The sequence below is a fragment of the Acetobacterium sp. genome (assembly GCF_030652775.1).
In the GTDB taxonomy this organism is placed as follows: domain Bacteria; phylum Bacillota; class Clostridia; order Eubacteriales; family Eubacteriaceae; genus Acetobacterium.
This window is the reverse complement of sequence record NZ_JAUSPS010000053.1, coordinates 1-14,587: the sequence shown is the minus strand read 5'-3', so window position 1 is coordinate 14,587 and position 14,587 is coordinate 1. Positions and strand designations below refer to the sequence as shown.

Below are 14,587 nucleotides of genomic sequence, written 5' to 3'. Positions count from 1 at the left end.
TGTCTAAATTCTTGTTTTTTTCGCGCAACTCTTCATAAAAAAAATCATCCGGTTCCCACATTAAGATGTTTCTGCAAATAATAATACCGGCATATTTTTCGTCAATCATCAACGGTGCCGCAAAGGCAAGGATGCCGGCATGGCACATGAAAATATAGGGTTCCGCATATTTCAAGGCCTGAAGCCCGGCATTTTTATAGCTGATCTGACATTTTGTTTTGCCTCCATGGGAGTTCTGGACGATCTCACAAAAACTGACGCAATTGCCGCAATCCCCTGGGATAATCTGTTTTCCATCAATATCTAAAATGACCGCATTGAATTCTGTTGCGCATTCAAAAGCATTGATGATCTTCAGCAGCGTCTCTTTATGCTCCAAATTTTCAAAATTTTCAATTTTACTCATTACGCCCTCATCTTTGCATAAATCACTCTTACCTAAAACAGTTATCCATAATTCACTTAGTAAGTCTATCCCCTCTTTACTTCAATCGATTACATTGAGCGATTCCTTAATTCCACTACTATAAAAATGTCGAATAAGAACTTCCATTCTTCACAGAGTCAGAATTTTCAAAAAAACAATCTCTTTATCCGCATCTTTTGTTTAGTTTAACCTGTGTTTCTTTATATTACAATAACATTCTTTTCAGCTTTTCCGGCCTCTTGATGAGAATATGCTTTTGATTCAGTTATCTACTTTTAAGGTATTATTTTTATACCAAGATATTCCTTTTATAGCTCATTTATTTCTAACTGTCTGTTTAGATAAATGATTGCTATTCTACTTCTACATCAATATTTTGACATTTTGCAACTATTTCCTGGCTATGCTCTTTTTTGGCATAAAGCCAGAATGGAACAAACAGGAATAGCACCAGAATCCCAATTAGTGCTGCTACTAAACCATAATCTAGAGTATTAATATAGAAGATCCCCGCCAGATATAAAGGAATATTGAGAATGCAACATCCCAGACCAATAAATTTCCACCATTTTGGCGCTAGTATCTTTTGATTCCCCTTAGCTTTGAAATAAGCAAACAGGGTAATCCCATTGGCAATGACATAACCCACTGCCGAACCAGCCACAATTGCTGCCGGAGTTCCGATGAAAATCAAGACTAGATTAAATACCGCAACCAAGATCATCGCTTTTACCGGAGTCCCATACTGATTCGTTTCTGATAATACCTTTGGCAGGTTCCCCTCAACCGACATCGACTGCATCGCCTGCGCTGAACCGAGTAATGCAGTTTGTATGATCAAGATCATCGATGCCATCAACATAACCAGGGTAATCACAGCGCCGGCATTGCCAAATGAAATTTTAGCCATTAACAGCATCGGCGAATAGGGTTCTTCCAGAATTCCCTGAATACCTAACGTTCCAATGCAGGCTGTTTGAACCAGGACAAAGGTTACCAGACAGATCAGACCACAGGAAAATAGCGCTTTAGGCAAATCTTTTTTGGGGTTTTGGTAGTCCGGTGCGTACACTGCCGCGGTTTCCCAGGCACAGGCACTCCATTGGGCCATTGCCATAATGCCCAGCAGGATCAGGATATGGGTGGCATCCCAACTCCAGGTTTCAGGAAACAGACTCACCGCGGTGATATTGCTTAATTGGAACTGCCCGGAAACAATTGGCGCTATTGAAAGCACAATGAGGGGAATCAGGGCAATCACTGCCAGAACATTACCGGCCTTGGCTCCTCCCGATAAGCCTTTACGATTAATAATAATCAATACCGTGAAGATGACTGCCCCGGCCACCAGTGAAATGGTTTTTTCCGAAACATTACCCAAGACCGGTATCATGCCGTGTAAATAGGTTCCGATCAGCAGTGAAAAGATTGCCAGCACGGGATTCCATGCCATCCAATAACCCCAGGCACTAAAACCACCAATAAATTTGTTGATATCATAATCTTTGGGATTTTTTCCTTTAAAGATTGCCTGAACATACCCGGGCAGCCCCCGGGCTTCTGGGTACATCAGAGCAAAATCTCCGTAAGCAATGTTTTGCAGAAATCCCTGACCGATTGAAAGGATCCAGACAATAATTGAAAATACCCCGACATAACTTGCAAAATAGCCAATATTGGGAAGAATCAGCATCGGCACACCTAAAGCGATAACCAGACCTTGCTTCCAACTAATTTTATTCGAGTTCATTTTTTACCTTTCTATACGTGTTTTTAGCAGCTATTAAATAAAAGTAATGGCCGTATTGCTTTCTTTGAACACATCTTTTGCATATGGTGTGATCAAAGTCCCGGTTTTTAAAATAATGTTCGCTTCCACGGCAAGCTGTTTTGCCAGTTCATGGTTGATTAGCTTTTTTTTCGTACTATATTGAAACGCACTAGATACATTACTAACCGCTGATTGTTCGGAAGTCTCTTTTTTTAAGATCTCCGGTGATAGCGTTTTTTCCTCAAAACCAAGAGCACTTTCCAGGGCTACCGCACTCATGATTCGCAGACCATACTGGATTAATTTCATTTCCTGATCTTTGAAAATGTTATAAAAAACCGGATTTGCGATCGCTTTATAAGCCCGATGTTCAAGACCTTCTTCAATCACATAAACAGTTTTTCCGGTCAGTAAAAACTGGCGCAACACGCTTGTTTTTTCGTTGATGGCTAAGCCATTAACCGAAGCTGCCATCTCATCGATTGAAAGCGTGCTGATCACCAGAAATTCATAATTCCGAAATTGGTTTTTATCCTTCACCGTATCTAATAATATTGTTTCATATCCCGCTATTGACAGTAAACTACCGTCGCATTGAAGAAACATTTTAGTGGGCCGCTCTTCTGTCGCCATTTCATTTTGCCTGGTTTTATCTATGATCCGTTTGTATACTTCATCGATTATCAGTTCAAGATCCATTTGGGTACTCCTTTTTTAAAATTTGCTGTTATTTTTTAATAATCAAACCAAATGTTTTCCCGGTCAGATTACAGGCATTTGCCTCATCATAATCAATATGCATCGTGGTATCATACTGCTCTGACACTCTGAGATTCACGTTCTTAAAAACCACTGGCCGGTCGCTATTCACTTCAATATCGACCCGATCACCATCTTTTAAGGCTAAACTCTCGGCATCTGCCAGTGACATGTGGATGTGTCTTTCTGCCACCAATAGCCCCTGGTTCAACTGAACTTTATTTCCATTGGCACTGATTTCGATAGCTGCAGTTCCCTGAATTTTGCCACTTTCCAGAATTGGGGCGTTGATGCCTAGAATTTTCGCATCGGTTTTTGACACTTCGATTTGTGAATGCGCTCGTTCCGGACCTAGCACCACGACGTTTGACAGCTGTCCTTTGGGGCCGATCAGGGTTACCCGTTCAGCTGAAACAAACTGCCCCGGCTGGGAGAGTGGTTTGATATTCGTCAACTGATAATCTTTTCCGAACAGTTCTTCAATCGCCTTCCTTGACAGGTGTACATGTCGTCCTGATGCTTCAATTTCAATGTAGCCCAAGCTCTTTAATTTAGCGCAAATTTTTTTATAGATAACCTCAACAATTTTTTCCAGTTGATCACTCATCTTGTTCCTTTCCGGTATTACTGATCCAAATACTTAAATATCATAATATACATAATTGATGACAAGCGGTTATAACCCTGCATCAGATCGCCTCTGGCAACCGTGCCATCGGCCTGTTTAAAAGCTTCATAACAGGCCACTTCGGTTTTTCGTATCCCTGCCCGCAGTGAGTTTAACAGAATCGGAATCTCACCCAGTTCATAGGTAATATTAAATAAATGTTCATGATCAAAATACTTTTTGGGGTTATGAGACATCGCTCTGATTTCCTGTTCATTAAAGCCCAGTATCGTACTGGTGCTCACGGGTTCACTCAGAATTTCAGATCGAGACAATTTACCAATATAATCAAACACCTCTTGTAAATCGGTGACAAGATCATTCTTTTCAAGAGCCTTGGCACGGATCTGAACTTTCATTATTTCCCCCATCAACAAATCAATTTCGCCTCTGAGTTTGATGCGTTTGTGATCCTTATTAACTAAAAGATTACCGTAAACCTGGGTCATATATTCCGGTTTATCGTTGCGATAACCGCCACTTTCCAGAGTAAACTTGCCGATTTTTTTTGCTGCCATCTCAGTGGCCGTTTCCATTACCTTTGTTTTTTTATCTTCTATTTTTTTATCTTCGGTGATTTCAGCAACCAACACCAGTTTCAATTTATGATCCGCCAGCAGCGATTTTGCCGAAGGGGTTAACATTGAGTTTTGGGGAAGTCGCAATTCATTATTCTCGATCGATTGCCCGGTTTTGATGATTTTTTTTAATCCATCTTCGGTAATTAAATTCATAGGTTCACTTCCTTAATTAAACGAAAGTGATGCTGATTTAGCATCACTGAGGTTGTCGATAAACTACCGTACCGACCAATTGTTAATCTGTTCTTCGCCGCGGAATTGGACAGGCTATGCCATGTCCGCTCCGATGCGTACAACATGATGTAACAATTGTCGGTACTAGGTTATCTTTTTGACAGTCTGAGTGATACTGGTTTAGCATCACTTTCGTTTAGTTTCTATTCAGTCTGATGATACTAGTTTTTTTCCTGTGGCAGCATCTCGTTAACATCTGCATGGGGACGGGGAATTACATGGACTGAAACCAGATCGCCCACTCTTTCAGCTGCTGCGGCACCGGCATCGGTGGCCGCTTTTACAGCGCCGACATCACCTCTGACCATAACCGTTACCAGACCACTACCAATTTGTTCTTTGCCGATTAGTGTAACATTTGCGGCTTTCACCATTGCATCCGCTGCTTCAATTGCTGCTACCAAACCACGTGTTTCAATCATTCCTAATGCATTTGTATTTGCCATTTTATTTACCTCCAAGTAAAATTAAATATTTAATTGATTTCTTAGTTTTTCAAAAATTATATCGGTCACACGGTCGAGTTTATCCTCAACGGCCTGATCGAGTGCCGCTGCTTTACCAACTGTTCCAGTTGGATCTATTTTACTTTCACGTTCGACGTTCTTTCGTATTTCGTCCAATTCGACGACGCCATAGGCCACCCGTCTCAGGTTGAGTAAATTCAGTGGGGAAATATTATCTGAAGTAATACTGCCACCGACTGCACCACAGCCTAACGTAAAGGCCGGGATCAGATTTGTTGTTCCACCGACGCCGCCCAGCGCTCCCGGTGTATTAACCAATAAACGGCTGACCGGTTTTTTTAAAGCAAATTCTTTGATGATCTCTTCATCCCGTGAATGGATGATCATCGTATGACCCATTCCCTCTTTCGTTAAAATTTCGACGGATCGTTCGCAGGCTTTAAGCCAGTCATCTTCGATATAGAAAGCCAGTATCGGGCAAAGTTTTTCCCTTGAAAAGGGAACATCATGGCCAACCCGGTTTTCGATTCCGATCAGAATCTTCGTTTCTTGAGGTACCCGAATGCCAGCCATTTCGGCAATATAAGCCGCTGATTTGCCGACGATTTTAGGATTCATGGTCATCTTCGGTGTCATCATGACTGTCTCCAGCCGCTTTTTCTCGTCTGCTGACAAGATATAACAGCCCTGTTTTATTAATTCCTTGATCACTTCTGCTTCCGATTCTCTTTCGACAATAATCGATTGTTCTGAGGCACAGATCACGCCGTTATCAAATGTTTTTGAGTCGATGATCTGTTTGACAGCCACGGGAATATCGGCACTTTTTTCAATAAAAGCGGGACCATTCCCGGGACCCACACCAATGGCGGGATTGCCGGATGAGTAGGCCGCTTTCACCATTGGTTCCCCACCGGTTGCTAAAATCAAACTGGTATCTTTATTTTTCAAAAGCTCGGCGGTGCCTTCCAGGGTGATTTCGGTTGCGCAACCGATACAGTCTTCGGGCATACCAGCGGCTACTGCCGCATCCTTCAGTACTCTGACGGTCTCAATAATGCAATTTTTAGCCGTTGGATGGGGTGAAAAAACGATCGCATTGCCAGCTTTAATGGCGATCAGCGCCTTGTAAATAACTGTTGATGTGGGATTTGTCGAGGGGATCAATCCGGCTACAACCCCCATCGGTACTGCAACTTCAAAGATTTTTTTGACTTCATCATAACTCACAATTCCAACTGTTTTCATCTCTTTAATGCTTTCATACACGACCTGAGATGCAAAATAATTTTTTATTACCTTATCTTCGACAACCCCAAAGCCAGTCTCTTCATTTGCCATTTTTGCCAGTCGCTCAAGATTTGCCATTGCCGCATCTTTAATGGCTTTACAAATCGTATCAATTTGACATTGACTCATTTGAGCCAGCTCGACCTGGGCTTTTTTGGCGTTTTTTAGTAATAAACGGGTTTCTTGTATGGAGATCAGGTCTTTGTCTGCTAATTGCACCATTTATTCCTCCTCTTCTTGTGATTTGTTTAGTTCGACTAATATATTCACAACCAGATCAACTTTTCGGGATCTTTTGATTTTTTCTCTGCTGATTCCTGTGATATTCAATTCCCGCGCCAGCCTTCTTAATTGCGAAACCGTCATCAGATTTAGGGCTTCTTCTGAGTAGATCAATGTCTCTTCTTTAGTCTCTTCGTAGGTCTCTTCGTGGGTCTCTTGCTCTGGGTTCATTAGTGCTTTCTGATCCATTAGAGGCAGAATCAACTCTACTGTTTCTTCACACTGCGGTTGAGTTTCCAGTTGAGCGAGCGTAACTTCGGGATACCTGTTTGAATCGGTACCGCCACCGTACTCTTCCGATCGTTGATCAACTGGTTTATTCAACATCATCTCACTTTGGTCATCCAGTCTGGCAATAATGGTGTGATTTCGCAATTCGCCCACTGCCGCTGCTGCTTCAATCCCCGCCATAATACTTGCCGAAACCGCTCCAACATCGCCTTTAATGATGATGGATACAATCCCGCCGGACATTTTCTCAAACCGGACAAATTGTACATTTGCAGTTTTAAGACAGGTGTCCAAGGCATTCACAGCGCCGACAAAACCAAGCGTATCGATTATCCCGACGGAAATCATTTTTATATCACAATCGGATTATTGGCAATGTACTGGACTGCCTGGGCAAAGGCATCACAGGCAGATTGACAAGCCGATTGCGATCCGGTCATTAATGCCCCGGCAAAGTTTGATGTGGCGGTCGGCGGTAAAAAGGTCTTGCAGATCTTCACATCGGCGGCTTTCAGTGCGGCGTCAATACCGTAAATCGCTTCAATCGGGGGTGCGATACAATAAGCCAGCGGCATGCCCGCCGGGATTTCAGCTGTTTCCGATAAGTAACTGCCGGTACTGGATATACAATGGGACAAATAGATGGACTCCCCTTTATCATTGCCATTGACAAAGTAAGCTCCGTTTTCAATGTAGTGCGCACAGGCTTCTAGGCCACTTTTGACCTCAGCCGGGTTTTCCCCGGCCAGGATTCCAATCGCTTCGCCGGCAAAGGAAGTAAAAATTCCCACAAAGGCCGAGAATAAACATTCTCCATAAATAACTTCGACATCAGCGGCTTTTGTGGCTTCATCAAGGGCAATGAAGGTCACATCATCAATGGATCCTGTGATAAGACCCAGACTTCGCTGGTGGGGCTTGAGATTAAGGGCTTTGGCTAAATCGTCACTGACGTTTGGAATCATATTCATACAAACAACATTCGCGCGTATAATTTCTCCGATCACTCGTTTATCCTCCTCAGGATTTAGATTAATTTTAAGTCAACGCCAGACATTTTATGTTTGATCATTGTTTGACAAAGTTCGGCGATTTGAGCACCTGCTTCAACCGGTGCGGTTCCCTGGTCATGAATGTTTGAAATAACCGTTCTTCTGGCCTCTTCCATGCCCATCGTGGGCTTATAGGTAATATAGGCACCCATCGAGCCGGTGGAGTTCAAGCCTGGTCTTTCACCGCAGAAGACTGCAATAACGTCGGCATCAGTAATTTCTCCAATTTCGTCACCGATTGCGACCCGGCCATTGTTGACAAAGAATGGTGTTGAGAAGCTTAAACCCAGTGATTTTAAGCCCTGTTCAAAAGCTGGTAAAAAATCAGCGGCATTTTTCTCAATCGCTCGTGAACTAAGTCCATCGGCAAAAACAATTTGCACATTCAGGTTTTTAACGGTATTTTTCTTGACTGTTTCAACGGCTTCGTCGGCCAGTTTTTTTCCCGTATTCGGATTTTTAATGTATTCGGCCTTATCAACAGCAATGGTCGAAAGGGGAATGAATCCCAGTTCTTTTACCAGCTCAGCATCAACGTCTGACCACACCGCATTTTGGGCAGCGGAATGATCCGCTAAGAATCTTAAATAGGCTTTGGTCAAGGGTCTGGGGCCAGCGCGCCAGATTCCCAACCGACCGGAGGTAAATTCTTTCATTTTCATATAACCTTCCCGGTCATATGGATCGGGAATATAAAAGGTTTCTTTCATGGTGGCTAGGGTAATATCGTCGACAAAACCAGTGTCGTCGCGATGCTCAATTGCCGGAACTTGCGACTGACTTTTAATAGTGCCTGCTCCTGTTCCACTTAATTCTTCCTGGATAACGTTTTTAATAATGTCACGAATTGACTCTTTCAAAGTAGCTTCATTTATCATATTATTTTACCCCTTCTTAATTATTTTAGAAAAATTGATGCATCGCCGGCTTTGGCCGTAAACATACCGTGGTCATCAAGGATTTCCATTTTCTGCAGCCATTTTTCAAATTCCGGTACGCGTTTCAGTCCCGACAGCTCCAGCAGTGTTTGCCAGTCATGATTTCCCAGCAATTGGTAGTTGAGCATAATATCATCACCCATTGGTGCTGTTACAAAGGCCGGCATGCCAGCATGGGCCAGTAACAGGGCCAGGTTTTCGGAATCATTCTGACTGGCAGGCATGTGATTGGTATAGCAAACATCGACACCCATTGGGAATAATGACAACGTTCCCATAAAATGTTCTTCCAGACCGGCCCGTAATTGCTGAACCGAGTCATAAATATATTCAGGTCCGATAAAACCGACTACTGACATAACGTAAAATGGATCATATCGTCTGGCATAGCCATAGGTGCGGGCTTCCAGGGTCAGCATATCAACCCCCAGATGGGCATCTGCCGAAAGTTCTGATCCTTCGCCAGTTTCGAAGTACATAATATTCTTACCGCCGGAAACACATTCGCGTTTTCCCAGATCATAGGCATCATCAAGCATGGTGGTGGTTACCCCAAATGATTCATTGGCTTTTTGCGTCCCGGCAATCGATTGAAAAATCATGTCCAGGGGTGCACCTTTGCGAAGCGCTGCCATTTGCGTGGTGATATGAGAAAGAACACAGTTCTGGGTGGGAATTTCCCATTTCATTCTAAAATCATATAATTTATGGAGTAGAAACGAGGTTGATTCCACGGTATCCTGAACCGGATTCAGCCCCAGCATGGCATCGCCAACCCCGTAGGCAAGGGCTTCATAAAGTTCTGCGAAAATGCCATCAATATCATCGGTCTGATGATTTGGCAACGCCCGATTGGCGGCAATTCCGCGCTGGCCGATGGTTGTTACACAGGTTGCGACGTTATCAATTTTCTTGGCTACATAAATCAGATCCATATTTGACATAATCTTGGTAACGGCGGCGATCATTTCCGATGTTAACCCGGTTGCGATCCGTTGGATAATGGGTCCGGTTGACGAGTACAGCATCATGAAGTCTCGTAAATCTCCAACCGTCCAGTTTTTTATTTCCCGATAAACAGCTTCGTTAACCTGATCTTGAATAACCCGGGTTACATCATCAAGTTCATAAGGAACGGCGGGGTTATTGCGAATATCAGATAACAGCATGTCCGCCAATACAATTTTTGCAGCAGCTCGTTCTTCAGTTGAGGTTGCTGCTAAACCTGCCAGTTGGTCACCGGACTTTTGTTCACTTGCTTTTGCCTGAACTTCATTAACATTCTTGAACTGATAGGTTTTTCCAAACAATACGGTTTTTAGTTTCATACTTTCACTCCTTATTTTTTTGACCATCATACTCATAACAATCAATATTTTCTTTAGTTCAGCTTCCTGGTTAACTGGTCAAAGCGCCGATTATTAGGGTTAATAATCACTGCTTTGATCAGTTAATCCATTGGCCAAACCGATGTTAAAATTTATTTCATAGTATTTTCATACTTGATGAACGGTTAGCTTCGGAAGTATCCGAACCTATTTAAAAATCAGGGTTTTTACCACAACTGGTAAAACCATTCCGCCGGCAATGGGATTTCCGATGTCGATATAATCGCCATCACTGACGATGACACTGTCGATGCAGATCACCGGATGGTCATTGGCCATGATTCGTTTGATTGTTTGTCCCAACACTTTTGCGATATCCTCTTCGGAGATAATAATGATGGGATAATCGTGTCTGATTATTTCTTTAAGGCCGATAATTAAGGCTTCGGCAGATGCTTCAATTTGCCTGAAAGACGGTGAGTTGATTCCCTGAAAAGCAATGGCAACCTGTTGATATTCATCTTCCAGTTTGAACCATTCAATTCGTTTAGATACCTCCTGGGCAATTTCGGTGATATTGTTTTTATCAGTAAATGGTATTTTCACCACTGGAATATTTTTTATCGGCAATACTGATTTGTCATAGAACACGGTGCTGCCGCTGATATCGGTAGTATGGGAGCCGGCCCCAACGACGGTGGCGCGAATGGTTTCTTCGGCATCCAGGACATGTAGCTTTGTAAATAATTCCGACTGACGAATCTCTCGGCCCAGGATGATCCCCATATCCTGATATTTGTAAATATCTTCGTTTTCATCATAGTGATAGATGATATCCGCAACGCCCCCCGAAAAGGTGATGTATTGGATCGGCTTCTTTATGACCATGTCCTCAATGGTCAGCATCATTTTGTAATACTGATCTTTGGGTGTGATTCCAACAACCATTTCCAATTGATGCACCATTATTCGTGCCAGTTTAGCCAGACTCTTTTCATTGGCCTGTTGACCCAGTGCGATGTCCAGTTTTTCATGCTCAATAATCTGTTTTAACTTTTCATTGATATATATAATTTTCCCCTGGGCATCCATTTTGACTAACCGGCCGCCGATGTCAAGACATCCGGTGCTGGCGGTGATACCATGATCAAAAACGACTACATTTGATGTTCCCCCGCCGATGTCAATGTTTGCCACGGTGGTGCTATGTTCTTTTGAAATCTTGTCCGAACCAGCGCCTTTGCCGGAAATAATACTTTCTAAAACTGGCCCTGCCGTTGCTACGACAAAGTCGCCGGCATAGCCACTGAGTTTATGTAAAACCTCACTGGCGTTGGCACGGCGAGCGGTTTCTCCAGTGATAATCACGGCGCCGATATCAATGTCTTTTTTGTCGATTCCGGCCTTGGCAAACTCCTGATCGATTATTTTCATGACTTCATTCATGTCAATGCGATCATCCGCTGTTAAGGGGGTAAAATATATCTCACTGCGATAAATGATCCGCTTACCGATAATCTCGATGCGGGCAATGTTGAAACTTGATGCCATATTTTCGAGCAGAATCTTTGTAAATACCAGCTGCGTGGTGGATGTGCCAATGTCAATTCCAACACTTAAAATCTCCTGTCGTTTAAAATTTTCCATAATTTTTTACCTCTGGTTTCAACTTGAATTTGTAATTTTAACAACCAACTTTTGCTAGCCTGATCTGTCCATCTGCTGATCCTCAAAATACTGGTTTGCCGTTGATCCGAAAAAAAGACGCCGCTTAAATGATAACTATCAAAGTACTTGATACTTATTTTTAAGCGGCGTCGCTTTTTTTCATTACCTCGTTGCAATGAAATTATTTATTTCTATAAACTCATGCGTTTCTATTTTTCTTTTTTTTATATTTGATATACATTTAAAAAAATAGCTTAAAGTTTAAATATCCCAAAATAGATATTTAAACCTTAAGCTACGTCGCTTATAAAATTGCCTCGTTGCAATTCATAGTTTAAATGCGAATGAAGTCGTGGTACCTTCATTTCCAGTTTCAATGATTAATTTTCCTACCAATTTTTCATATACATAAGATTTAACAATGGATAATCCCAAACTATTTGTTTTTATCTGACCGGGGTTATAACCCACACCATTATCTTTGACTTCAATCATTTTTATTTTTCCATCGCTGGCTGTGGTCACTTCTATCAACCCCGCAGCACCATTTGGAAACGCATATTTAAGTGAGTTCTGAATCAATTCGTTGACAACCAGTGCCACAACTGTTGATTTTTCACTGTCAATGAAAAAGTCTGTTCCTTTGACCGTTATCTCAATTTTTTCATTGTCTGTTACGCCGAATGATAGCATGTTGTGTTTTATTTTGTCAAGAACTTCTTTTACCGAAACCAGATCATTTGATTTTTTTTCTAAAAGCTCATGGGTTACCGCAATGCTCATGATTCGATTGATGCTGTCACTTAAGATATTTTTAACCGCTGGATCTTTGGAGCTCCGACTTTGAAGCCTAAGTAAAGATGCCACCGTTTGAAGATTATTTTTAATTCGATGATGTATTTCATGCGAGCTGACCAAGTAGTTATTTACCTCATTTTCAAATTTTCTCATTTCAGTGATGTCATCTATAAACACAATCACATCAACATTTTTTTTAATCCGCAGGATTATATGAATCCGGTAAAATTTTGCCCCAATCGTTACCTTGCCATCATAACATTTTTCAATAATGACGTGATCATGATCATCATTACTAAAAGTTCCCTGAATATTTGAAATGATGTCATCAAAGTTTTTTGGTGAATAGTTCAGATTGTCAAAATGCTGATTTTGAATGGATTTATAACCCAGTTCCTGATACAATTTAACGGCCCGTTGATTGTAGTATCTTAAATGACCGGTTAAATCAAATATTAAAATACCCTCCCGTAATTGTAATTCTTCATTTTCGCTGTTAATCCCGAAAATGGACCCCCAAACCGCATCTATTTTGTCATTGTCAGGCATCGGTTCCAATTTAACAACCGGTTTATCCGCTGAATTCAAATCAAGTACTTTTTCCAATATTAAGGTGGCCACCACGTTGTCCTGATGCTTAATCGGTACAACGGTCTGCCTGGTCCAGATTTTATTCTGGTGTCGGTCAAAGCTGACGCCAATTATTTCTTTTGACGTTACACCCAAATCAAAGGATCGAAACACCGCTGGTTCATTCTCCCGATAAATAATATCCCCCAGAAATGAGTCCACATAAATCGACTGTCTTTTTTTATAGGATTCCGCCACCACAACTGCAAGATCTTCATCATGCACCTTGATATCGATAAAAGTCTCACCATTAAAACCCTCATTAAAATAAGGCAGAATCTTAGCTACATCGATAATCGTTTCGATTTCATCATTATTTAAAAGGGTATACTCTTTGCATTTCGCAATTATAAACTCACGGTCACAGGTATAGATCATTTCATTCGCCTTTATTTGCTCTCATCAGCAACATTTCACTGATAATGCGTAGAGAACAGCTTTTTTCCATGCTCAGGGATCGCATTTTTTGATAGGCAGTATTTTCATCCAGACCTTCACTTTGCATTAGAAACCCTTTTGCTTTTTCAATTATTTTTCGTTCTTCCAATCTTTTTGTGGCTTCATCCAGTTTGTCTTCAGTGTCCGTGGTTTCCAACGATTTTGCATAGGCAATTTTTAGTGCCGGTATCAAACTCTTCTCATCAACCGGTTTTACAACGTAACCAAATACGCCAACATTCTTGGCCCCTTCAATAAATACATCATCCGAGTAGGCGGTAAGTAACACCACACATTTGCTCAATCCATCCCGGCGAATGATTCTAGCTGCGCTGATCCCATCCAAATTTGGCATATTAATATCCATCAGCACCAGATCCGGTTGATGGGTTTTGCATAAGTTGATGGCATCAAAGCCATCCTTGCCTTCATCAAGCACTTCAAATCCGGCATCTTCCAACATACAGCGTATATCCATCCGTGTTACTGGTTCATCTTCAACAATGATAATTCTCATACCTAACCTCAATTCCACTCAAGAAATTTTCGCAACTCCTCGATATTCTGATTTTTTAGTGATGAAATTTTAAATATTTCACAAACGCCAGTTTGCTTTAAAGAATCCTCGGCGTAATCATCTGTCTCGCCCTCCAGAATTAAGTCCGTTTTTGTTACGATGCCAATGATTTGTTTGGTAAACATTCTGGCAAAACCAGGTGGAAAAACATTGCGTCGGCTTTTACAGTCCATCACCAGGGCAACCACATCAGCTTCAACGGAGGTCACGTGCAGGGCGGAATAATAGCCGCGATTTTCTAGATATTCACCCGGTGTATCGATTACATTTTTATGAAATTCAATAACCTGCGTTTTATCATAATCCATGTGACACGCTTCCAACCTTTGGTAAAGGGTGGTTTTTCCACTTCCTGAAGCCCCGACAAACATCACTTTTTTCATTGCCCCAACCTCATGATCGTGTGACGGTTGGTATTGACATTCCCTGCAACATTGACAAGGTTTGAA

The 14,587-nt window shown here is 41.9% G+C and carries 15 protein-coding genes; all 15 read right to left on the bottom strand.

Going from position 1 to position 14,587, the window contains the following annotated elements; all coding sequences use genetic code 11:
* Positions 1-406, bottom strand: a 406-nt coding sequence (locus Q7J41_RS09845) for a PocR ligand-binding domain-containing protein (protein ID WP_304887593.1), incomplete at its 3' end; no start/stop codon positions are given.
* A gap of 373 nt (positions 407-779) precedes the next feature.
* The gene (locus Q7J41_RS09840) at positions 780-2,177 is read right to left on the bottom strand and encodes an APC family permease (protein ID WP_304887591.1); all 1,398 of its coding nucleotides are present in this window, start codon (positions 2,175-2,177) and stop codon (positions 780-782) included.
* 33 nt (positions 2,178-2,210) lie between these two features.
* Positions 2,211-2,897, bottom strand: a complete 687-nt coding sequence (locus Q7J41_RS09835; protein ID WP_304887590.1) for a hypothetical protein — start codon at positions 2,895-2,897, stop codon at positions 2,211-2,213.
* Between the two features lie 28 nt (positions 2,898-2,925).
* Positions 2,926-3,564, bottom strand: coding sequence for a phosphate propanoyltransferase (gene pduL, locus Q7J41_RS09830; protein ID WP_304887588.1), 639 nt, complete (start codon positions 3,562-3,564; stop codon positions 2,926-2,928).
* Between the two features lie 17 nt (positions 3,565-3,581).
* Positions 3,582-4,358 (bottom strand): cobalamin adenosyltransferase, encoded by a 777-nt coding sequence (locus Q7J41_RS09825; RefSeq protein ID WP_304887586.1) that lies wholly within the window; start codon positions 4,356-4,358, stop codon positions 3,582-3,584.
* A 242-nt stretch (positions 4,359-4,600) separates the two neighbouring features.
* Positions 4,601-4,885 (bottom strand): ethanolamine utilization microcompartment protein EutM, encoded by a 285-nt coding sequence (gene eutM / locus Q7J41_RS09820; RefSeq protein ID WP_026395993.1) that lies wholly within the window; start codon positions 4,883-4,885, stop codon positions 4,601-4,603.
* Positions 4,886-4,906: 21 nt separating this feature from the next.
* Positions 4,907-6,415, bottom strand: coding sequence for an acetaldehyde dehydrogenase (acetylating) (locus Q7J41_RS09815; RefSeq protein ID WP_304887594.1), 1,509 nt, complete (start codon positions 6,413-6,415; stop codon positions 4,907-4,909).
* Positions 6,416-6,418: 3 nt separating this feature from the next.
* The gene (locus Q7J41_RS09810; RefSeq protein WP_304887584.1) at positions 6,419-7,057 is read right to left on the bottom strand and encodes a BMC domain-containing protein; all 639 of its coding nucleotides are present in this window, start codon (positions 7,055-7,057) and stop codon (positions 6,419-6,421) included.
* A gap of 2 nt (positions 7,058-7,059) precedes the next feature.
* Entirely contained in the window at positions 7,060-7,716 is a 657-nt protein-coding gene (gene eutL, locus Q7J41_RS09805; protein WP_304887582.1) for an ethanolamine utilization microcompartment protein EutL, read from the bottom strand.
* Positions 7,717-7,736: 20 nt separating this feature from the next.
* A complete protein-coding gene (eutC, locus tag Q7J41_RS09800) occupies positions 7,737-8,639 on the bottom strand; it encodes an ethanolamine ammonia-lyase subunit EutC (protein WP_304887580.1) in 903 nt (300 codons plus the stop codon).
* Positions 8,640-8,659: 20 nt separating this feature from the next.
* Positions 8,660-10,027 (bottom strand): ethanolamine ammonia-lyase subunit EutB, encoded by a 1,368-nt coding sequence (gene eutB / locus Q7J41_RS09795; RefSeq protein ID WP_304887577.1) that lies wholly within the window; start codon positions 10,025-10,027, stop codon positions 8,660-8,662.
* Positions 10,028-10,234: 207 nt separating this feature from the next.
* Positions 10,235-11,674, bottom strand: a complete 1,440-nt coding sequence (eutA, locus tag Q7J41_RS09790) for an ethanolamine ammonia-lyase reactivating factor EutA (RefSeq protein WP_304887575.1) — start codon at positions 11,672-11,674, stop codon at positions 10,235-10,237.
* Positions 11,675-12,022: 348 nt separating this feature from the next.
* Positions 12,023-13,501 carry a histidine kinase N-terminal domain-containing protein gene (locus Q7J41_RS09785; RefSeq protein ID WP_304887573.1) on the bottom strand — a complete coding sequence of 493 codons (1,479 nt, stop codon included), beginning with the start codon at positions 13,499-13,501 and terminating at the stop codon, positions 12,023-12,025.
* 1 nt (position 13,502) lies between these two features.
* Positions 13,503-14,078 (bottom strand): ANTAR domain-containing response regulator, encoded by a 576-nt coding sequence (locus Q7J41_RS09780; RefSeq protein ID WP_304887571.1) that lies wholly within the window; start codon positions 14,076-14,078, stop codon positions 13,503-13,505.
* A gap of 8 nt (positions 14,079-14,086) precedes the next feature.
* The gene (locus Q7J41_RS09775) at positions 14,087-14,521 is read right to left on the bottom strand and encodes a EutP/PduV family microcompartment system protein (protein ID WP_304887568.1); all 435 of its coding nucleotides are present in this window, start codon (positions 14,519-14,521) and stop codon (positions 14,087-14,089) included.
* Between the last annotated feature and the right edge of the window lie 66 nt (positions 14,522-14,587).